This window comes from Flexivirga sp. G2 (assembly GCF_055397625.1).
Genome location: NZ_AP039675.1, coordinates 2,827,004 through 2,847,009, shown reverse-complemented (window position 1 = coordinate 2,847,009; position 20,006 = coordinate 2,827,004). Strand labels below are relative to the sequence as shown.

Here is a 20,006-nt window from a genome sequence, read left to right as displayed (position 1 = left end):
TGGTTGGTGGGTTTGTGAAGTGAATATGTGTGACCTTGTTTCACAGGGTTACGGCGGTTATAGCGAAGTGGGAAACGCCCGGTAACATCCCGAACCCGGAAGCTAAGCCCTTCAGCGCCGATGGTACTGCACTCGGTAGGGTGTGGGAGAGTAGGACACCGCCGAACAATCATTCATACAGAGGGTCGGTCACGAGCACTTGAAAGTGTTTGTGGCCGGCCCTTTGTCACGTTCGAGGTCCGTCGCGTGCAGATCGTTGCCCGGGCGGCGTACGGTGAGTTTTGCGCGGCGATGAGGTCGACGACATGCGGCGCGCTCGGAATCTTGGAGAGTTGGTGCGTTGCGGTGACGAATGACGATGAGACTGCGCCGAAGAAGGATGGCGGCAGCCACCGTTCGGGCCGTTGGTCGCGTGCAGCCGGCCAGCCGTCGTCCGCCCAGACAGGTCGCAGTTCGGATCTGCCGGCACCGGCGTCGGAGGAACGATCCGAGCGTGAACGCGCACACCCGGACTCCGGGTCCAAGGGTGGGGACCGGGGCGATTCGCGCGGTCGTGAGGACAGGTTCCAGCGCTCGGCTGATCGGACTTCGGGCGAGCGGCGTTCGGCCGGACGCCGCCCGGATGCCGAGAAGCGTCGTGATGGAGGGCGAACGGATCGTCCCCGACGTGACGGCGGACGACCGTTCGAGTCGCGTGGCCGCGACGACGGGCGGCAGGCGCGTACCGGATCCGGCCGGGGCGATGATCGACCGGCGTACGGTCGCGGACCTCGCGAGGATCGGCGCAGTGACGGGCGGTCCGGCGGGGCCTTCGCTGAGTGTGGACGCGGTCGGCCCGCCGACACGCGCGGTGGTGGACGTGACGACCGGCGCGGTGGCAGTGGTCGCCGCGACGATCGCCGAAGTGACCAGCGCAATGACCAGGCGCAGGCGCAGGGGCGGGACCGCGAGCAGCGCGGACCGCGATCCTGGGATCGGACTTCACCCTCGCAGCGGTCCACCCGGGACACCCGGGTCGAACCACCGCTGCCCGAGGACATCACCGGCAAGGAACTCGATCGGTCTGTCTGGCGAGAGATGCGCACGCTGACCAAGGAGAACGCTCAAGGAGTCGCCAAGCACCTGGTGGCGGCGGCGACGTTGCTCGAGGAGGATTCCGATCTTGCACTGGCGCACGCTGAGCACGCCGCACGGCGTGCGGGTCGGGTCGCGGCCGTGCGCGAGGCGCTGGGTCTGGTGCATTACCGGCGCGGCGAGTTCAATGACGCAATACGCGAATTCCGCACTGCCAAGCGGCTTTCCGGCTCCAACCATCTGTTGCCGTACCTGGTTGACTGCGAGCGTGGCCTCGGCCGGTACGAACGCGCACTCGACCTTGCGGCGTCGCCTGAGGCTCGGTCGTTGGGCGAGGCGGACAACATCGAGTTGGCGATCGTCGTCTCCGGCGTTCGGCGCGATCTGAAGCAGCCGGAGGCTGCGCAGATGGTGCTGCGCATCCCGGCGCTGGAACGGGCCTCGAAACAGCCATGGGCAGCTCGGCTGTTCTACGCGTACGCCGAGGCGTTGCTGGCCGGCGGGGCCACCGACGAAGCTCGTGGCTGGTTCGCGAAGGCGATCGACGCCGATGTCGAGGGACAGACCGACGCCGCCGAGCGCGTCGACGATCTGGACGGCTTGGTCTTCATCGACGCGCTTGATGAGGGCGAGTCCGCTGATGACCATGAGATGTCGGTTGAGGCCGATCGGCAGAGCGCGCCGGCCGCAGATCAGGTCGACGACGAGACGTCGACGTCGGCCGCTTCGTCTCCCACGCTGACCGACGGCGGCTCCGACGAGGCCGACAACCCCACCGATGTCACTGGTGCGCTGAGTTTCAGCGACGGCAGTGAGAACACCGGTGCCGGTGAGTCCGACCGAACCTGACGGTCGTCCACATCCCGGGGGACCAACGTCCTCCGTGCACAGTTGAGCGGATCGAGTCGGAGCACGTAGCGGATGTGTCGCATCCTGAATGGGAACAAACGTTCGCATTCACGAAGGAGAAGCGATGCCAACTCGGACCACGAAGCCAGAACGATCCGGAACTACCGCATCGGCCGGTGCGACCAAGCGTGCTGACCAGGCCACCGGTCCCGTCAACGAAGTCCACCTGGTGGGTCGGCTGAGCGCACCGCCGGTCGTCAAACACCTCCCGAGCGGAGCCGAGGTCGTGCAACTTCGGGTTGTGATCGACCGACCGGCAGCGCCGAGGCGCCCGAAGGTCGCCGGCGGTGAAAACCGGTCGCCGACCGTCGACACGATCGACATCGCGTGTTGGACACCGGAGTCACGACGCCGAGCCCTGTCCTGCACCGGGGTCGAGGTGGTCGACGTGTCCGGGGCGCTGCGTCGCCGTTTCTGGCGCGGCCCGGCCGGGGTGGCCAGCCGTTACGAAGTGGAGGTCGGCACGTTGCGGGTGATCAAGCGAGCAGCCTGAGCAGTGCCGGTCGAAGCACGGGGCGGCGGCGCGGGCAAGATGGTTCTGTGGACCAGACATCAGGAGCACAGGGCCGACCGACCGGCGAGCAGGACAAGCCGCGCGGTGGTCCGGACCGACCGACCGGCGCCCGACCCACGTTGGCTGACGTATATCCAGGTCTCGTCTGCGACTTGGACGGTGTCGTCTACCGCGGAGCTCAGCCGGTGCCGTTTGCCGTGGAAGAACTCGGCGGTGCCCGGGCCAACGGCTCGCGCATCGTCTTTGCCACCAACAACGCGTCCCGCCCGCCCGCGGTGGTCGCGACATCGTTGCGTGGTTTCGGTGTCGAGCTGGACGACGAGGATGTGCTGACCAGTTCCATGGCCGGTGCTTGTCATCTCGCCGCTCAGCTACCTGATGGTGCTCCTGTGTTGGCGGTCGGCGGGCCGGGCGTGGTCGACGCCCTGGACGCGGTGGGGCTGCGCTCGGTGTTCGCCGCCGAGGCGGCCACGACGGCATCGGTGTCGGCCGTCCTGCAGGGATATGGCGCCGACGTGACAGCAGCCGAGCTCGGCGAGGCGGCCTATGCGATCCAGGGCGGTGCACTCTGGGTGGCGACGAACGACGACCTGACACTGCCGACCGACCGGGGCGTGGCTCCCGGCAACGGCTCGCTGGTCGCAGCGGTTCGGGCAGCCGTCGGCGTCGAACCGGTCGTGGTGGGCAAACCCGGTCCGATGCTCTATGAGCTGGCGGCCGAGGCGCTCGGCACCGGACCCGACTCGACACTGGGCATCGGCGATCGGCTGGAGACCGACACCGCGGGTGCGCATGCTGCCGGTATGGATGCGCTCCACGTGCTCACCGGCGTGCACGGTCCGGCCGACCTCGTCCGGGCGCCACGCGGGATGCGACCACGATTCATCGGTGCGGACCTGCGCGTGCTGCATGAGCACTATGTCGAACCGGTGCGTGCCGGGGACGGGCGGTGGACGGCGGCCGAGTGGACCGGAACGCTTGTCGGGCAGGGGGATTCGGCACGGGTGGCCTACGACGCCAGCGGGTCCGACAGGCCGGAACTTCCGTGGATCGGCAAGCTACGCCTGGCCCTTCCGCTGTTGTGGCAGGCGCTCGATCAGCGACTGCTCACCGAGTCGGAGGCCGTAGCCGCACTGCCTGAGCAGCAGTAGCCTGCCGGGAGGCGTGTGGATCACGTCGCCCACCGCACCCGGTGGTTTGGATGACCCGATTCCAGAGGAGACGGCGACATGGCGATCAACAGTGTGCGTACTGCCTTGCAGTTGCTGACCGGTGCCGGCGAGGTGACACGCGCGAAAGCGCTCGAGGCGGCGGGCACGTTGTTGGAGTTGCCCGGCGTCGGTGAGACCTCGGCGCGAGCCGGCCAGCTCGCGGAGGAACTGCTCGAGGCGGCGACCGCCAACCAGGCAATGATCACCGACCTGGTCCGCACCGAGTTGGATCGTCGCCTGGTCGTCCTCGGGTTGGCCCGGGGGAGCGACCTGGAGGCCGCACAGCGCAAGATCGAGACGCTGGAGGCCGAGGTGGCGGCGTTGCGTGCCGGAGCGACCGCGGCGCTGTCGAGCGGCGCAGACGCGTCCTCTCTGCCCCGACCACGCGTGAGCCGGTCAGCGGTGAAGGCAACCGCGGCCGGTGCCACGAAGACGGCGACCACGAAGACGGCGACCACGAAGAGCGCGGCCACGAAGAGCGCGGCCAAGAAAAGCGCGGCCAAGAAGGCCGCAGCGAAGAAGACGACGCCCGCGAAGAAGGCCGTGGCCAAGGCCCCGGGCGCCAGGGCGGCGAAAGCGCCCGCGAAACCCGCAGGCACGAAGCGGTCCGGTGCCAGGCCTGCTGGCGCGAAGTCGGGTGCTGCGAAGTCGGGTGCTGCGAAGTCGGGTGCTGCGAAGTCGGGTGCTGCGAAGTCGGGTGCTGCGAAGTCGGGTGCTGCGAAGTCGGTGGCCAGGAGTACCGGCGCGAAGAAGGCTGCCAAGCGAGCCGGCGCGGCCGCGACCAAGAAGTCCGCACCACGCGCGCAATAATGACCGGTGTGAGTGACGACGCGGAGCAGACCCCGAAACCTCCCACGCCGATGACGGCGGCTCCCTCTCCGCAGATGTTCGCGCGACCAGCTGCGCCGAATGCCGCGTCGCACGGCGCGACCGAACCTGCGCGTGACGAACCTGTGCAGGACGAGGCTGCTGATGAGGAAGCCGGTGAGCCTGGCGATCAAGCGGCTTCCGCACGGTTCGCGAGTACAGGTGACCCGCGGGTGGACCGCGCGATCGCCCAACTGCCAGACCCGGAGGAGCACCACCGCGCTGCCGAGCAGCAGCAGGTCGGGAGCGCTTCGCCGGCCGGCGACACACCGGCCGGCGCGGCCGGTGAGGCACCCGAGGACGAGGACGACGACACAGGATCCGGCATCGACCTGCCCGACCCTGGCCTGCTCGACGCGCATCTCGCCGACGTCACCTCCGTGCACCGCCAGCTGCAGCAGCGCCTGTCGGACCTGTCGGGCTGATTCGTGCGAGCCGACGCAGCCCTGGTCGAACGCGGCCTGGCGCGTTCGCGCGCCGTGGCCCGCGAACTCATCCAGGCCGGCCAGGTGACCGCGGCCGGCCGTCCCGTGACCAAACCGGCCGCCCCGGTCGATCCTGCCGAAGTGGCGGTGGCCGGCGACGTGCAGCAGTGGGTCGGCCGCGCGGCATACAAGCTGATCGGTGCCCTCGAAAAGTTCGCTGTGCCTGTGGAGGGCACGCGCTGCATCGATGTGGGTGCCTCGACCGGCGGCTTCACCCAGGTGCTGCTGGAGCACGGGGCACGTGAGGTCGTCGCGCTCGATGTCGGACACGGTCAGCTGGCTGAGCCCGTTCGCAGCGATGCGCGGGTCATCGAGCGCTCCGGGATCAACGTGCGGGACACCCGACCCGACGATGTCGGCGGACCCGCCGACATCGTCGTCGCCGATCTCAGCTTCATCTCGCTGCGGCTGGTCCTCGACCGGCTGGCCGCCCTCACCTCCGCCGACGGCAACCTGATCACCCTGGTGAAACCACAGTTCGAGGTCGGTAGGGAAAGACTGGCCAGGACCGGTGTCGTGTCCTCGCCCAGGGAACGACACCGGGTGCTGCGCGACGTGCTGGAGTTGGTACCGCGGGTCGGGCTGTACCCGCACGGGCTGGCGACCAGCCCGATCGCCGGTGGCACCGGAAACCGGGAGTACCTGCTGTGGGCACGTCATACGCAGGAGGGCAGGATGACTGAGGTGGATGTGCAGACGGCGCTGGAGCAACTGCTGGCCGACGAGTTGAAGGACACGCAGGTATGACGCGTCGTGTCCTACTGGTCGGGCACCCCGGGCGGCCCGAAGCACTCGACGTGGCCGCGGAGCTGGTGCACGGACTGACCGCCAACGACATCGAGGTCATCGGCCAGACCGACGAGCTGCGGGCGTTCGGCGTACTCGGTGAGCAGGGCGTGACCGGATACGACGAACCGCACCAGGACGGTGCGGAGATCGCCGTGGTCCTCGGCGGCGACGGCACGATCCTGCGCGGCGCGGAGATCGTTCGCGAGAGTGGTGTCCCGTTGCTCGGCATCAACCTCGGCCACGTCGGCTTCCTCGCCGAAGCCGAGCGCGACGACATACAACACACCGTCCGCAAGATCGTCGACCGCGACTGGACCGTCGAGGAGCGCGAAACGCTTGAGGTCGAGGCCTCGCTCGCGGGCCGGTCGCTGTGGACCAACTGGGCGCTCAACGAGGCGTCCGTCGAGAAGGCGGCGCGGGAGCGCATGCTCGAGGTGACCCTGGCGATCGACGGGCGACCGCTCTCCACCTGGGGGTGCGATGGCGTCGTGATGGCGACGCCGACCGGTTCGACGGCCTACGCGTTCTCGGCCGGCGGCCCGATCGTCTGGCCCGGCGTGCCGGCGACACTTGTCGTGCCGATCTCCGCGCACGCGCTCTTCGCACGGCCGCTCGTGCTCAGCCACGACGTGCACATCGCGATCGACCTGCGTGACACGACCGACGCCCAGGCCGTGCTGTGGTGTGACGGGCGCCGGTCGTTCGACGTGCCGCAGGGCGCGCGGATCGAGGTGCGCCGCAGCGATCGGCCGGTGCGACTCGCGCGGTTGGGCACCGGCCCGTTCACCGACCGGCTCGTCGCCAAGTTCGACCTGTCGGTCTCCGGCTGGCGCGGGACCGGCCCACGAACGCGGCAGTGACCGCCGGTCGGGCCGGCGCCGTCCCTGGTTGCGGTTAGGCTGCCGAACGTGCTGCGCGAATTGCGGATCCAGGGGCTCGGCGTCATCGATGACGCCCTGCTCGACCTGTCGCCCGGGCTGAATGTCGTCACGGGTGAGACCGGCGCGGGCAAGACGATGGTCGTGCAGGGGTTGGGCCTGTTGCTCGGTGGACGCAGCGATGCGGGTCTGGTGCGCGGCGGCGCGGACAAGGCGTTCGTCGAAGGCATCGTCGAACTCGGCCCCGAGCATCCGGCCGTCGTGCGCGCGCAAGAGGCCGGTGCCGAAGCGGACGGTGAGCTGATCCTTGCCCGCACCGTCTCGGGACAAGGCCGGTCCCGCGCACACATCGGCGGCCGCAGCGCACCGGTCGGCGTGCTCGGCGAGCTGGGGGAGTTGCTCGTGGCCGTGCACGGTCAGGCCGATCAGTGGCGGCTGCAGCGCCCGGAGCAGCACCGGGTCATGCTCGACGATTTCGGTGGCAAGCCGGTCGCGTCGGCGCTCGCGGCATACCGCCGGTTGCACCAGGAGTGGCAGGACACCCGTGCCGAACTCGCCGAGCTGACCGACCGCGCCCGGGAGCGCGCACAACGGCTCGATCTGCTCACCGCGGCGCTGGAGGACATCGAGCGCGTCGAGCCGGTGCCCGGCGAGGACGTCGAGCTGGAGACGGAGTCCGAGCGGCTGACGCACGCCGACGGATTGCGCGAGGGCGCCGGGGCGGCCCATGACCTATTGGCCGGCGACGAGTCGAACGATGACGTGCCGCACGTCATCGATCTGGTGGCGCGCGCACGGCATTCGCTGAGTGGTCTCGTGGCGCACGACACCGAGCTCGCTGCGCTCGAGGGCCGGATGCGGGAGCTCGGTGTGCTGGCGGCGGACATCGCTGCCGACCTCGCGTCATACCTCGCCGATCTGGAGGTCGACCCGGCACGACTGGAGCAGGTGCAACAGCGACGGGCCGAACTGACCGCGCTGCTGCGCAAGTATGGCGAGAGCATCGACGACGTCCTGGTGTGGAGCAAGGGTGCGGCGGCCGAGGCCGCGGAGCTGGCCGGGTCCGACGACCGCATCGAGGAACTGCGCGGCCGGCTGGCCGAGCTGGAGCCGAATCTCGATGCCGCGGCGCAGAAGCTCAGCAAGGCTCGGACCAGCGCGGCCGGCAAGCTGCAGAAGGCCGTGACCACAGAGCTGGCGCACTTGGCGATGGGCTCGGCGAAGCTGACCGTCGAGGTGACCAGCGATCCGGCACATCACGGACCGCACGGCATCGACGACGTCGAGATCCTGCTCGCGGCCAACGCCGGAGCGGCGCCCCGCAGCGTCGCCAAGGCGGCATCCGGTGGTGAGCTCTCGCGCGTCATGCTCGCCCTCGAGGTGGTCACGGCGACCGGCAGCGTGCCGACCTTCGTCTTCGACGAGGTCGATGCCGGGGTGGGCGGGTCCGCGGCGCTCGACATCGGCGCCCGACTGGCTCAGCTCGCTCAGCATGCTCAGGTCATCGTGGTCACCCACCTGGCGCAGGTGGCGGCATACGCCGATCGGCAGCTGGTGGTCCACAAGTCCAGTGACGGGCACATCACCGCCAGCGGGGTGAGCGTTGTCGAGGGCGACGACCGGCTGGCCGAGCTGGCGCGGATGCTCGGCGGTGTCAGTGACAGTGCCGCAGCCCGTGAGCACGCACAGGAACTGCTCGACGGCGCCCGCGACCAGCGCTGAGCGAGCCACTCCGCCGGGATGACCCGCCAACACGCCGGACACTGCCGGGCAATCGCCCGAAAACCCTTGGGTGCGTTGCATTTTCGCTGCTGTGTGAGAGTCTCTTGGCGAACGCGGGCCCAGGTGGTTCGACAGGCCGAATTCGTAACGTAGACTGAGAGCCCGTGGTGGAGCAGACGAAACATATCTTCGTGACCGGAGGCGTTGCCTCTTCGCTCGGCAAGGGGCTCACGGCCTCAAGCCTCGGACATCTACTCCGTGCTCGCGGTCTGCGGGTGACGATGCAGAAGCTGGATCCGTACATCAACGTCGATCCAGGCACCATGAACCCGTTCCAGCACGGCGAGGTCTTCGTCACCGAGGACGGCGCCGAGACCGACCTCGACATCGGGCACTACGAGCGGTTCCTGGACGTCAACCTCGCCGGTGACGCCAACGTCACGACGGGCAAGGTCTACAGCGAGGTCATCGCCAAGGAGCGCCGGGGCGAATACCTCGGGGACACGGTGCAGGTCATCCCGCACATCACCAACGAGATCAAGGCGCAGATGCGCGCCCAGGCGGCGTCCGACGTCGACATCATCATCACCGAGATCGGTGGCACGGTCGGCGACATCGAGTCGTTGCCGTTCCTCGAGGCCGCCCGACAGGTTCGTCAGGACGTCGGCCGTGACAACGTCTTCTTCCTGCACGTGTCGCTGGTGCCCTACCTCGCCCCCAGTGGTGAACTGAAGACCAAGCCCACCCAGCACTCGGTCGCCGCGTTGCGACAGGTCGGCATCCAGCCGGACGCGCTGGTGCTGCGGGCCGACCGCAACCTGCCGGACGGGATCAAGGACAAGATCGCGCGGATGTGCGACGTCGACCAGGAAGCCGTCGCGGCCTGTGTCGATGCGCCGAGCATCTACGACATACCCAAGGTGCTGCACGCGGAGGGCATCGACGCGTATGTCGTCCGCCGACTGGGGCTGCCGTTCCGCGATGTCGACTGGCACGACTGGGACCGCCTGCTCGAGCGGGTCCACGAGCCGGAGCACAAGGTCGAGATCGCCTTGGTCGGCAAGTACATCGACCTCCCCGACGCCTACCTCTCGGTCACCGAGGCGATGCGCTCCGGTGGCTTCCATCACGACGCCAAGGTCGTCATCCGCTGGGTGCCGAGCGACGACTGCACCACGCAGGCAGGAGCTGCCAAGGCATTGGGTGGCGTCGACGCGATCCTGGTGCCCGGTGGTTTCGGTGTGCGAGGCATCGAGGGCAAGCTCGGTGCGCTGCGTTGGGCTCGCGAGAACCAGGTGCCGACGCTCGGGATCTGCCTCGGCCTGCAGTGCATGGTCATCGAATACGCGCGCAACGTCGCAGGGATCGACGGTGCATCGTCCAGCGAGTTCGACCCGCAGACGACCGCGCCGGTCATCGCGACGATGGAGGAGCAGAAGGCGTTCGTCGAGGGCGCCGGCGATCTCGGCGGCACCATGCGGCTGGGTGCCTACCCGGCGAAGCTCGCCAAGGACAGCGTCATCGCCGAGGCGTATGGCGCGACCGAGGTGTCCGAACGCCACCGGCACCGCTACGAGGTCAACAACTCCTACCGTTCGCAGTTGGAGAAGGCCGGTCTGTCGTTCAGCGGATTGTCGCCCGACGGTCAGCTCGTCGAGTTCGTCGAGCTGCCCCGCGAGACGCATCCCTACTACGTGTCGACGCAGGCGCACCCGGAGTTCCTGTCCCGGCCCAACCGCGCGCATCCGCTCTTCGCCGGACTGGTCGGTGCTGCGATCGACCAGCAGCGTGCGAGCCGATTGGTCGAGGTCGAACGACCGAAGGCCGCCGAATCCACTGTGGCGCAGTAGCGTTCGCGAGAGGATGCCGATGAGCGCAGGGCACGACCGCCTTCCGACGCCGATCGCGGATCGACTCGATCCGCAATCGGTGACGGCGTCCACCGTCGTCTACCGCGGCCGCGTCTGGGACGTCGTCACCGAGGATGTTCAACTCGGTGCGGGCGGCCATGTGACGCGGGATTTCGTGCGTCATACGGGCGCAGTCGCGGTGGTGCCGTTGCGCGGTGTGCCGGGTGCCGAAGAGGTGCTGATGATCCAGCAGTACCGCCACCCGGTCGGCACGTTCGACTGGGAGGTCCCGGCCGGGCTGCTCGACAAACCGGGGGAGGACCCGCGGGACGCCGCCTCGCGCGAGCTGCGCGAGGAAGCGGACCTGGACGCCGGGACCTGGCACGTGCTCGTCGACATCTTCACCTCGCCCGGAGCGCTGTCGGAGAACCTGCGGGTGTTCCTCGCACGTGATGTGCACCCCGCCGTTGCCGAGGGTTTCGTCCGTGAGGGCGAGGAGCACAACATGCCCACCGGGTGGGTGGCGCTGGACGAGGCCGTCGACGCGGCGCTGAGCGGCAGAGTGCACAACGGTGTGGCGGTCTCCGCCATACTCGCTGCTTCCGTTGCACGCCAGCGCAATTGGCAAACATTGCGACCGGCTGATGCGCCGTGGCCGGAGCACCCGGCCTACCGATGACGAGGCAACCGTCGCAGCGGAGCGCTGTCGAACCCTTCCATGTGATGGAGGTGGTCCGCGCAGCTGCAGCGCGGCAACGTACCCACGGGGACATGATCCTGCTGTGTGTCGGCCAGCCTTCGACGCCGGCGCCGCGGGCCGCGCTCGACGCAGTGCATGCCGTGTTGGAGACGGAGAGCCTGGGCTATACCGAGGGCGACGGGATCCCGCAGCTGCGAGAGGCGATCGCGACGCACTACCGCACGGCGTACGACGTGCAGGTGTCGCCGGACGAAGTCCTGGTCAGCACCGGGTCGTCGGGTGGCTTCAGCACCGTGCTGCTCGCGGCGTTCGATCCGGGCAGCCGTGTCGCGATGGCCAGACCTGGCTATCCGGCATACCGAAACGGTCTGCAGGCGTTGGGGATCCAGCCGGTCGAGATGGACTGCGGCCCGAACACCAGGTTCCAGCTCACCGTCGACCACTTGGAGGGTGCGCACGCCGTCGCGCCGCTGGACGGCGTGATCGTCGCCAGCCCGGCGAACCCCACGGGCACGATCATCGAACCGGACGAACTGGCCGCGATCGCCCACTGGTGCGACGAACACGGCGTGTTGCTGATCTCCGACGAGATCTACCACGGCATCGCGTACGGTCGGCCCGCGCAGACCGCGCGTCACTTCAGCCGGGATGCCGTCGTGCTCGGTTCGATGAGCAAGTTCTGGTCGATGACGGGATGGCGAGTGGGCTGGAACCTGCTGCCCGACACGTTGCGGCGTCCGGTCGACGTGCTGCAGACGAACCTCGCCATCTGCGCGCCGGCGGTGTCGCAACATGCTGCGGTTGCTGCGTTCTCGCCCGAGGCGACTGCGGAGCTTACCCGGCACGTCGAGCGGTATGCCGTGAACCGTGACCTGCTGCTACGCCGCCTTCCCGAGCTCGGGATCGACTCGTTCGCACCGCCGGACGGTGCGTTCTACGCCTACTGCGACGTCTCGCACCTGACCGATGACAGCACGCGCTGGTGCGCCGAAGTGTTGGAGCGCACCGGAGTCGCCATCGCTCCGGGTATCGACTTCGACCCGGTCCGCGGGAATCACTTCGTGCGGCTCAGTTTCTGCGGCGCCACGGACGCCCTGGACGAAGCCCTCGATCGGCTCGTCGCGGTCGTCTGATCCGACCGGATTCTCGTGCCCGTCAGGCCGGCCCCAGGAACTCCCGGATGGCGGGCAGCTCGCGCTGCGCCTGGTCGTAGCCTTCGCGATACATGGCCTCGAGGATCGGCAGTCGCCGCTCACCGTTGCTGACCGGATCGACCTGGGGTGCGAAAACGTATGCCTTCCCAGCCTTTTCGAGCTCGAACAGCTCCTCGCGCGTGCTGTTGTAGCGCTCGTAGCGGGTGCGCATGGCCTCCGCGACCGCGGGGTGACGGCGGTAGTACGTCTTGAAGAACCAGTCCTTGCCTTCCGGCTGCTTCACGTACGACCGCTGCTGGGTGAGTATGACGAGAAACTTCTCGTAGCCGTCAGCCTGTGCCGCGTCCAGCGCAATGCCACCCGACGTGCCCAGCGCGCCGTCGACATACAGATGACCGTCGAGCTTGACCGGCGGCATCAGCACCGGCATGGACGCCGATGCCTGCACCCGGACCAGCAGATCGGGCAGCGTCTTCATGTCGTCCCGACCCCAGTAGACGGTCTGTCCCGTCGTCGCGTCGAATGCGCCGATCTTCCACTCGGTCGGCGACTCGACATACGCCTGCCAGTCGAACGGCAGCACGTTGTCCGGCAGCCCGGACTCCTGGTAGATGAACTGGGAGTTGAAGATTCCCTTGCGACGGACGAAGGTCCGCCACCCGCCGAACTCCGGCTCCTGCGCGAACGTCGTGAACGAGGCGTGCGCGCGCCATACGTCCCGGGTGACGTAGTTGGACGCGTTGGTTGCGCCGGCTGAGATACCGGCCACCCAGGGCAGTCGGATGCCGGCCTCGATCAGGGCGACGACCAGCCCGGCGGAATGTGCGCCACGCATGGCACCGCCCTCGATGATGAGGGCGGTGTCCGTGACCCCAGGCTCGGTGGACAAACTCAGTCGACGCCGAAGTCGATGGCAGCGCGGTCGAGTGCGTCGTCCTCATCGGACTCCACCGACGGATTCGCTGAAATGGCAGCAGCGCCACCAGGTTTCAGTTCGCCGACGAGTTCGGTGTCGCGTTCCGGGAGTGCGCCCAGACCGGCATACAGCTCGAGCTTGGAGCGGGTGTCCGCGATGTCCAGGTTGCGCATCGTCAACTGGCCGATGCGGTCGGTCGGACCGAACGCGGCGTCCTCGGTGCGCTCCATCGACAGCTTGTCGGGGTGGTAGCTGAACGAGTCGCCGCGCGTGTCGACGATCGAGTAGTCCTCGCCGCGACGCAGCCGCAGCACGACCTCGCCGGTGACCGCCGAGGCGACCCAGCGCAGCAGGCCCTCGCGGATCATCAACGACTGCGGATCGAACCAACGGCCTTCGTAGAGAAGGCGACCCAGCCGGCGACCCTCGTTGTGGTACTGCGCGACGGTGTCCTCGTTGTGGATCGCGTTGACCAGTCGTTCGTATGCCGCGAAGAGCAACGCCAGACCCGGGGCTTCGTAGATGCCGCGGGACTTCGCCTCGATGATGCGGTTCTCGATCTGGTCCGACATACCCAGGCCGTGCCGGCCGCCGATCTCGTTGGCCAGCTTGAACAGGTCGACCACATCGTCGGACGTCCGGCCGTTGATCGAGACCGGCCGACCGCGCTCGAATCGCACTGTCACGTCTTCGGTTTCGATCGTGACTTCGGGGTCCCAGAAGCGGACACCCATGATCGGCTCGACGATCTCCAGGGAAGTGTCGAGATGCTCGAGCGTCTTGGCCTCATGCGTGGCGCCGAGGATGTTGGCGTCGGTCGAGTAGGCCTTCTCGGTGGAGTCCCGGTAGGGGAGTTCCTTGGCCTTCAGCCACTCGGACATCTCGTGCCGGCCGCCGAGCTCGTCGACGAACTGTGCGTCCAGCCAGGGCTTGTAGATACGCAGGTCCGGGTTGGCCAGCAGGCCGTAGCGGTAGAAGCGCTCGATGTCGTTGCCCTTGTAGGTGGACCCGTCGCCCCAGATCGAGACGTTGTCCTCCTGCATCGCGCGCACGAGCAGCGTGCCGGTGACGGCGCGGCCCAGCGGGGTGGTGTTGAAGTAGACACGGCCACCGGATCGGATGTGGAAGGCGCCGCACGCGATCGCGGCCAGGCCCTCCTCGACCAGTTGGCGCTTGCAATCGACCAGGCGCGACAGCTCGGCGCCGTACTGGCCGGCACGACCGGGCACCGAGTCGATGTCCGGCTCGTCATACTGGCCGAGGTCCGCGGTGTAGGTGCATGGGACGGCGCCCTTGTCGCGCATCCAGGCGACTGCCACCGAGGTGTCCAGGCCACCGGAGAAGGCGATGCCGACGCGCTCGCCGACGGGGATGGAGTTCAACACTTTCGACACGGCTCAACAGCCTAAGGGCACCAGCGCGGTCGTGGTCGGGCGGTCTACCGTGTGGACGGTGAGCACCGAAGACCTCTGCCCGTGCGGTTCCGGAGCGGCGTATGACGACTGCTGCGGACCACTTCTCGCCACCGAGCGGCTGGCCGACACCGCCGAGCAGCTGATGCGGTCGCGGTACACCGCGTACTTCTACGGCAATCGTGAGCACCTGTGGCGCACCTGGCATCCGCGGACCCGTCCGGAGCAGGTGACGCTCGACACATCGACGACATGGAAAGGCCTGCAGATCCTCGATGTTCGCGATGGCGGCCCCGACGATGACACGGGCGTCGTGGAGTTCGTCGCGTCATACGGCGGCGGGGACGGAGACAGTTGGCAAATGGGGCAGCAGCACGAGCGCAGCCGGTTCGCCAAGCGCGGCGGCCGGTGGTTCTATCTCGACGAAGAAGCGCCGTGACCGACGCGTTCGGCATCCCGAAGGGCGGTGCCGGCCAGGGCGGCGCTGCAGCGCAGGGCCGCGTCGCCATGAATGCCGCCGCGAAGAACCTGTTGCGCAAGGCTGTCGCCGCACTCGACATCGGACAGACGGACAAGGCGTTGGGCTACGTCCGCAGGGCCGGGCGTCTGCCGTATGACGACGACGGCGCCGCCTCACCGCTGGCGCTGGCTGCTCACCTGCACGCGCTCCAGTCGGTGCTGGACGTCTTCGAATCGGGTGACGGGTTGTGGATCGATGCCGCCGAGATTCTTCGCGACACGACGACGACGTGGACACCGTTGGCCATGGCCGACTTTCGTCGTGTGCTCACAGTCGTTCGCGACGACTACGGGACGACGCCGGCCGACGGTCGGCAACTGAGGTCACTCCTCGCCGGCCAACAGGTGGCGACCATCCGCGACATGCAGGAGCTCACCGGCGAGAAGTTGTGCACCGTGGTGATGGACCTGCTGGACATCGTCACCGAGTACGGCCGCGAAGCCGAAGTGATCATCGACGAACGTGCGCTCGACGACGACTACTGACGCGGCTGATCGGCGAGGTATCGCACCAGTCCGGCTGCGTTGTCGAGTTGCTCGGCCTCGGCGGCCGGCATGAAGTCGGTGCGCTCCCGCCGGAACTCCACCGCGTCCGCGAGGTGGGTCAGCGGCTCGGCCGTGCGGAGGAACGCGTCGAGCAGGTCCGTCGCATCCAAGGAGTCGTCCTCGGCCTGGTAGGCCAGCGCGTAGCAGGCGAGGATGACCGCGGTCACCGCGATGTCCAGCCCCGGCGGTCCCCAGCAGGAGTTCTCCCAGTCGATGAGCACGGGGCCACTCGCCGCCATCAGCACGTTGTTGGGGTGCAGATCGAGATGGAGTAGCCGATCGCCACCCGGCCGGTCGGCCAGCGGCGATGCGCCGTCCGGGCGTCGCACCGCGTGGGTGACGCGGTGCAGGTCGGCGAGCATCCGCATCGCCGCCTCCATGGTCAGTCGCCCGGCGGTCATCTCGGCGAGCATGGTTGGACCGTCGACACGTTCGAGCACCAGGTCCGGACCGTCGACGGAGAGCACGCGCGGCGTCGGAACGCCTGCGCCCCATGCGATTTCGGTCGCTGCAGCCGGCCTGTCGGCGGGCTGATTCGAGTCCCGGTAACGACGCAGCACCCGCTGATCATCGAGTTCGTAGACCAAGGCCGTCGCACCCGTCGCCAGCAGGAAGCCGGGATGATCACGGGTGGGCATGGACTCCAGCTTAGGTGCGAGGAACGACCTCGGCCGGCGGGTCGACCGGAACCGGCCAAATGCGTTTCGGCGAACGGCACTCGGCACCGTAGACTGCTGCGTGCCCGTGGTGGTGGAGTGACGACCCACCGGGCGTTCGGGGTGTATGACGCGGCAGCTGTCGCCATACACCGGGCGCCGGCCGGGGGACGCGCGTTCGGCGACACCGACGAGAGGCCGAGGTCTCCTCGGCGAAGGTGTGGTGGCACCGCGATCTGGCCCCCGCCCACACCTCCAGGGCTGCCTTCTCGACAAGGTGGCCGATCACGCGACCTTGACGGGAACCAACCCGAAAGGAACCGCAATCATGCTTCGAACCCATGACGCCGGCACGCTGCGTGCTGCCGACGCAGGCCGGACCATCACCCTTGCCGGGTGGGTCGCGCGACGACGCGACCACGGCGGCGTGGCCTTCCTCGACCTGCGCGACGCCAGCGGTGTCGTCCAGGTCGTCGCCCGCGACGAGGTGCTGACCGGCGCCGCCCACGGCCTGCGCAACGAATACTGCGTCACCGTCACCGGCACCGTGCAGCCGCGCGACGCCAAGGACGTCAACAGCGAGCTGCCGACCGGTGAGATCGACGTCGTCGCCGACACGATCGAGGTCCTCAGCGAGTCCGCGCCCCTGCCGTTCCAGATCGACGAGCGGATCAACGTCGGCGAGGAAGCCCGGCTGAAGCACCGTTACCTCGACCTGCGCCGCCCGGAGCAGGGCGGTGCGATCCGCCTGCGGTCCAAGGTCAACGCCGCCGCGCGCACCGTGCTGGCCGAGCGCGACTTCGTCGAGATCGAGACGCCGACGCTCACGCGTTCGACCCCGGAGGGTGCCCGCGACTTCCTGGTGCCGGCTCGCCTGGCACCGGGCAGCTGGTACGCCCTGCCGCAGAGCCCGCAGCTGTTCAAGCAACTGCTCATGGTCGCCGGCATGGAGCGCTACTACCAGATCGCGCGCTGCTACCGGGACGAGGACTTCCGCGCCGACCGGCAGCCGGAGTTCACCCAGCTCGACATCGAGATGAGCTTCGTCGAGCAGGCCGACATCATCGAGCTCGGCGAGTCGATCGCCAAGGCGCTGTGGAAGGTCATCGGGGTCGACATCCCGACGCCGTTCCCGCAGATGACGTATGCCGAGGCCATGCGACGCTACGGTTCGGACAAGCCCGACCTGCGTTTCGACCTCGAGATCGCCGAGTGCGCGGACCTTTTCAAGGACACGACGTTCCGCGTCTTCCAGCAGGAGTATGTCGGCGCGGTCGTCATGCCCGGTGGTGCATCGCAGCCGCGTCGCCAGCTCGACGCATGGCAGGAGTGGGCCAAGCAGCGTGGCGCGAAGGGCCTGGCGTACATCCTGGTCCAGGAGGACGGCACGCTCACCGGTCCGGTCGCCAAGAACCTCACCGAGGCCGAGATCGCTGCATTGCCAGCGCATGTCGGCGCGAAGCCGGGTGACTGCATCTTCTTCGCCGCGGGTGACACCAAGTCGTCGCGTGCTCTGCTGGGTGCTGCACGCCTGGAGATCGGCCGCCGGTGCGAGTTGATCGACGAGTCGAAGTGGTCGTTCCTCTGGGTGCTGGACGCTCCGCTGTTCGAGCCGGCCGCGGACGCGGTCGCCTCCGGTGACGTCGCCGTCGGTGCGGGTGCGTGGACCGCGGTGCACCACGCGTTCACCATGCCGAAGAAGGAGTATGTCGACACGTTCGACACCGACCCGGGCTCGGCGCTCGCCTACGCCTACGACATGGTCTGCAACGGCAACGAGATCGGCGGCGGCTCGATCCGTATTCACCGCAAGGACATTCAGGAGCGGGTGTTCAAGGTGATGGGGCTGTCCGAGGAGGAGGCGCAGGAGAAGTTCGGCTTCCTGCTCGACGCCTTCGCCTTCGGCGCACCGCCGCACGGCGGCATCGCCTTCGGATGGGACCGGATCTGCGCCCTGCTGGCAGGGACCGACTCGATCCGTGAGGTCATCGCGTTCCCGAAGTCCGGCGGCGGCTACGACCCGCTGACCGCAGCGCCCGCGCCGATCACCGCTGCGCAGCGCAAGGAGGCCGGCGTCGACGCCAAGCCGGAGAAGAAGGAAGCGAAGAACGCTCCCACCGAGTGACGCACTCAATGCCGAGTGACGCAGTTGCAACTGCGTCACTCGGCATTTGCAGCGTCAGTCGGTGTTTGCGGGGAATCGCGCGGACGCGAGCTGCCTCGAGTGGGCGACGAGCGTGCCGGTCGAATCCCAGATATCGCACGCTTCGTCCAGCAGGCCACCCGCGACGTGTGCGGTGTGCAACCGGACCTGTAGCCAACCCGGTGCGGGTACGCCGCGCACGAAACCGGTGAACTCCACCGTCGGCACCCAGCCGATCGAGCCGAGGTCGAACGACACGGGTGGGAACGCGTCGAGTGCGAGCAGTAGCGCGGCTGCGTCGATCGGCGCACCGTCGGCCAGCCGGAGCCAACCGCGCATCTCACCCTGGCCACTCGGTTCGCCGACGGCCCAACCGATGGTGTTCGGATCCATACGGGCATCGAAGCGCTTGAGGAAACCGGACTTGGTGAGCGCAGACGGTGGCGCGTCGCTCGCTGCGACACACTCCTCCGGCGGCGGAATGTCCGGTGGTGCAACGGTTTTCAGCACCGGGTCGGCATACTTCTTCAGGTCGCCCAGCGTGACCAGCGCCCGGAACCGCTCGGCACTCCGACCGTCGACCTGCTGTGAGACGACTACCTGCGCCGTGGTCATCGACCGGCCGGAACGCAGGATCTGCGGCTCGAGCTGCACCGGTCCCGCGGTGCCGGGCGACAGGAACACACCCGAGAAAGTCAGTGGGTCTTGATGCCCTCCGGCCGCGGCGCTCGAGCGCGCGGTCGCTGTCGTCGCGAGCGTCATCAACAGCCCGCCGTTGACGGCCTCGCCGATCGCCCAGTCGTCGCTGAGCTGCCCTGCCCAGCCGGATCCGGACTGCTGGAGTTGTAGCGCGTCCTCGAGTTCGCTCATACGGCCATCATGACCGAGCCCTCCGGTCGGTATCGTCCGGGAGCAGCCGCCGACTTGCCCAGGCTCGGGCGACCCGGAAACCGAGTCCCGCGTAGATGGCCCGTGCGCGATCGTTGTCGGCATACATGCCGAGCGTGCAGACACCGTGCTCGGCGATCGCCCGACGGGTCAGTCCCGCGGTCACGGCGACGCCGAGGCCGCGACCGCGCATCCGCGGATCGACCACGATGCCGGCCAGGTGCGGTGCACCGCCCGGGGTCAGATGTATGGCGCCGGCCGCGACGAGTGCGCCGGTTTCGCGTATGCCGAGCCAGAGGGTGGTGCGCCCGGTGCCGGGCTCCGACTCGGCGGCCGGGTTGCCGATCTCGTTGAGTGCGTGGATGTCGGCCGCATCCGACGTGTCGTCCAACTCGACGAGGACGTCCTCGGCAGGGACCGGCGGCGGAGCCTGCTCGGTCCACATCCAGTCCCAGTCGCCTCCGGCGCCCAGGCGTATGCCGAGCCGGTCATGCAGGACGGGGAGGAAGCGTCGCTCCACGGCCAGTCCGTTGATCTCCGGCGGCAGGTCCGCGAGCACCGCGTCGAGCAGCTGCGGCACGTCGTCGCCGCCGAGCAGCGAGACACCGTGTATGTGCCGGGAGTGCGAATGTCGTTGGAAGGCAACGGCATCGCCATACGTCCAGATGTTGCTGAGGTGCGGCCGAGCGAGATCCCACCGCAGGAACGGGTCGTCGGGGAACAGCTCGTGCAGTTCGCTGCCGGGGAGGTAGCGGGTCATCGTGTCCGACACG

Annotated in this window: 19 protein-coding genes and 1 rRNA gene; 15 read left to right on the top strand and 5 right to left on the bottom strand. The window is 68.4% G+C overall.

Features of this window, described 5'->3' with window-relative positions:
• Positions 1–49 precede the first annotated feature (49 nt).
• The 12 genes from rrf to ACZ50J_RS13765 all read left to right on the top strand — a co-directional run bounded on the left by rrf (position 50) and on the right by ACZ50J_RS13765 (position 12,132).
• Positions 50–167: ribosomal RNA gene (rrf, locus tag ACZ50J_RS13820) — 5S ribosomal RNA — on the top strand.
• Between the two features lie 910 nt (positions 168–1,077).
• The gene (locus tag ACZ50J_RS13815) at positions 1,078–1,923 is read left to right on the top strand and encodes a tetratricopeptide repeat protein (RefSeq protein ID WP_464297731.1); all 846 of its coding nucleotides are present in this window, start codon (positions 1,078–1,080) and stop codon (positions 1,921–1,923) included.
• A gap of 124 nt (positions 1,924–2,047) precedes the next feature.
• A complete protein-coding gene (locus ACZ50J_RS13810) occupies positions 2,048–2,476 on the top strand; it encodes a single-stranded DNA-binding protein (protein WP_464297730.1) in 429 nt (142 codons plus the stop codon).
• Positions 2,477–2,523: 47 nt separating this feature from the next.
• Complete coding sequence (locus ACZ50J_RS13805) at positions 2,524–3,648, top strand: HAD-IIA family hydrolase (RefSeq protein ID WP_464297729.1); 1,125 nt, start codon at positions 2,524–2,526, stop codon at positions 3,646–3,648.
• 78 nt (positions 3,649–3,726) lie between these two features.
• The gene (locus tag ACZ50J_RS13800) at positions 3,727–4,518 is read left to right on the top strand and encodes a hypothetical protein (protein WP_464297728.1); all 792 of its coding nucleotides are present in this window, start codon (positions 3,727–3,729) and stop codon (positions 4,516–4,518) included.
• A gap of 8 nt (positions 4,519–4,526) precedes the next feature.
• Positions 4,527–5,000, top strand: a complete 474-nt coding sequence (locus ACZ50J_RS13795; protein WP_464297727.1) for a hypothetical protein — start codon at positions 4,527–4,529, stop codon at positions 4,998–5,000.
• A gap of 3 nt (positions 5,001–5,003) precedes the next feature.
• A complete protein-coding gene (locus ACZ50J_RS13790; RefSeq protein ID WP_464297726.1) occupies positions 5,004–5,807 on the top strand; it encodes a TlyA family RNA methyltransferase in 804 nt (267 codons plus the stop codon).
• Entirely contained in the window at positions 5,804–6,709 is a 906-nt protein-coding gene (locus ACZ50J_RS13785; protein ID WP_464297725.1) for an NAD kinase, read from the top strand. The genes ACZ50J_RS13790 and ACZ50J_RS13785 overlap by 4 nt, the downstream gene beginning before the upstream one ends.
• Before the next feature lie 48 nt (positions 6,710–6,757).
• The gene (gene recN / locus ACZ50J_RS13780) at positions 6,758–8,449 is read left to right on the top strand and encodes a DNA repair protein RecN (protein ID WP_464297724.1); all 1,692 of its coding nucleotides are present in this window, start codon (positions 6,758–6,760) and stop codon (positions 8,447–8,449) included.
• A 164-nt stretch (positions 8,450–8,613) separates the two neighbouring features.
• Positions 8,614–10,299, top strand: a complete 1,686-nt coding sequence (locus ACZ50J_RS13775; protein ID WP_464297723.1) for a CTP synthase — start codon at positions 8,614–8,616, stop codon at positions 10,297–10,299.
• A 19-nt stretch (positions 10,300–10,318) separates the two neighbouring features.
• The gene (locus ACZ50J_RS13770; protein ID WP_464297722.1) at positions 10,319–10,978 is read left to right on the top strand and encodes an NUDIX domain-containing protein; all 660 of its coding nucleotides are present in this window, start codon (positions 10,319–10,321) and stop codon (positions 10,976–10,978) included.
• Positions 10,979–11,022: 44 nt separating this feature from the next.
• Positions 11,023–12,132: an aminotransferase class I/II-fold pyridoxal phosphate-dependent enzyme gene (locus ACZ50J_RS13765; protein ID WP_464297721.1), complete on the top strand. Its 1,110-nt coding sequence runs from the start codon at positions 11,023–11,025 to the stop codon at positions 12,130–12,132.
• Between the two features lie 22 nt (positions 12,133–12,154).
• On the opposite strand, the gene ACZ50J_RS13760 is transcribed toward ACZ50J_RS13765, so the two are convergent.
• Both ACZ50J_RS13760 and argG read right to left on the bottom strand, forming a co-directional pair.
• The gene (locus ACZ50J_RS13760; RefSeq protein ID WP_464297720.1) at positions 12,155–13,042 is read right to left on the bottom strand and encodes a patatin-like phospholipase family protein; all 888 of its coding nucleotides are present in this window, start codon (positions 13,040–13,042) and stop codon (positions 12,155–12,157) included.
• Between the two features lie 2 nt (positions 13,043–13,044).
• Entirely contained in the window at positions 13,045–14,463 is a 1,419-nt protein-coding gene (argG, locus tag ACZ50J_RS13755; protein ID WP_464297719.1) for an argininosuccinate synthase, read from the bottom strand.
• A gap of 58 nt (positions 14,464–14,521) precedes the next feature.
• Between argG and ACZ50J_RS13750 the strand changes: the two genes are divergently transcribed.
• Complete coding sequence (locus tag ACZ50J_RS13750) at positions 14,522–14,920, top strand: YchJ family protein (protein ID WP_464297718.1); 399 nt, start codon at positions 14,522–14,524, stop codon at positions 14,918–14,920.
• Entirely contained in the window at positions 14,917–15,486 is a 570-nt protein-coding gene (locus tag ACZ50J_RS13745) for a hypothetical protein (protein ID WP_464297717.1), read from the top strand. The genes ACZ50J_RS13750 and ACZ50J_RS13745 overlap by 4 nt, the downstream gene beginning before the upstream one ends.
• On the opposite strand, the gene ACZ50J_RS13740 is transcribed toward ACZ50J_RS13745, so the two are convergent.
• Positions 15,480–16,184 (bottom strand): phosphotransferase, encoded by a 705-nt coding sequence (locus ACZ50J_RS13740; RefSeq protein WP_464297716.1) that lies wholly within the window; start codon positions 16,182–16,184, stop codon positions 15,480–15,482. The genes ACZ50J_RS13745 and ACZ50J_RS13740 overlap by 7 nt on opposite strands.
• A gap of 346 nt (positions 16,185–16,530) precedes the next feature.
• Here ACZ50J_RS13740 and aspS point away from each other — a divergent pair, with 346 nt between their 5' ends.
• Entirely contained in the window at positions 16,531–18,327 is a 1,797-nt protein-coding gene (aspS, locus tag ACZ50J_RS13735; RefSeq protein ID WP_464297715.1) for an aspartate--tRNA ligase, read from the top strand.
• 54 nt (positions 18,328–18,381) lie between these two features.
• Here aspS and ACZ50J_RS13730 read toward each other — a convergent pair whose 3' ends face one another.
• Together ACZ50J_RS13730 and ACZ50J_RS13725 are read right to left on the bottom strand one after the other, a co-directional pair.
• Positions 18,382–19,215, bottom strand: coding sequence for a thioesterase family protein (locus ACZ50J_RS13730; RefSeq protein ID WP_464297714.1), 834 nt, complete (start codon positions 19,213–19,215; stop codon positions 18,382–18,384).
• A 7-nt stretch (positions 19,216–19,222) separates the two neighbouring features.
• Positions 19,223–20,005 (bottom strand): GNAT family N-acetyltransferase, encoded by a 783-nt coding sequence (locus tag ACZ50J_RS13725; RefSeq protein ID WP_464297713.1) that lies wholly within the window; start codon positions 20,003–20,005, stop codon positions 19,223–19,225.
• Position 20,006 lies beyond the last annotated feature (1 nt).

Excerpts from the sequence above, each read along its gene's own strand:
- ACZ50J_RS13815 (WP_464297731.1), top strand. The coding sequence starts at position 1,078 with ATGCGCACGCTGACCAAGGAGAACGCTCAAGGAGTCGCCAAGCACCTG.
- ACZ50J_RS13810 (WP_464297730.1), top strand. The coding sequence starts at position 2,048 with ATGCCAACTCGGACCACGAAGCCAGAACGATCCGGAACTACCGCATCG.
- ACZ50J_RS13800 (WP_464297728.1), top strand. The coding sequence starts at position 3,727 with ATGGCGATCAACAGTGTGCGTACTGCCTTGCAGTTGCTGACCGGTGCC.
- ACZ50J_RS13785 (WP_464297725.1), top strand. The coding sequence starts at position 5,804 with ATGACGCGTCGTGTCCTACTGGTCGGGCACCCCGGGCGGCCCGAAGCA.
- ACZ50J_RS13770 (WP_464297722.1), top strand. The coding sequence starts at position 10,319 with ATGAGCGCAGGGCACGACCGCCTTCCGACGCCGATCGCGGATCGACTC.
- ACZ50J_RS13765 (WP_464297721.1), top strand. The coding sequence starts at position 11,023 with ATGGAGGTGGTCCGCGCAGCTGCAGCGCGGCAACGTACCCACGGGGAC.
- ACZ50J_RS13740 (WP_464297716.1), bottom strand. The coding sequence starts at position 16,184 with ATGCCCACCCGTGATCATCCCGGCTTCCTGCTGGCGACGGGTGCGACG.
- aspS (WP_464297715.1), top strand. The coding sequence starts at position 16,531 with ATGCTTCGAACCCATGACGCCGGCACGCTGCGTGCTGCCGACGCAGGC.
- ACZ50J_RS13730 (WP_464297714.1), bottom strand. The coding sequence starts at position 19,215 with ATGAGCGAACTCGAGGACGCGCTACAACTCCAGCAGTCCGGATCCGGC.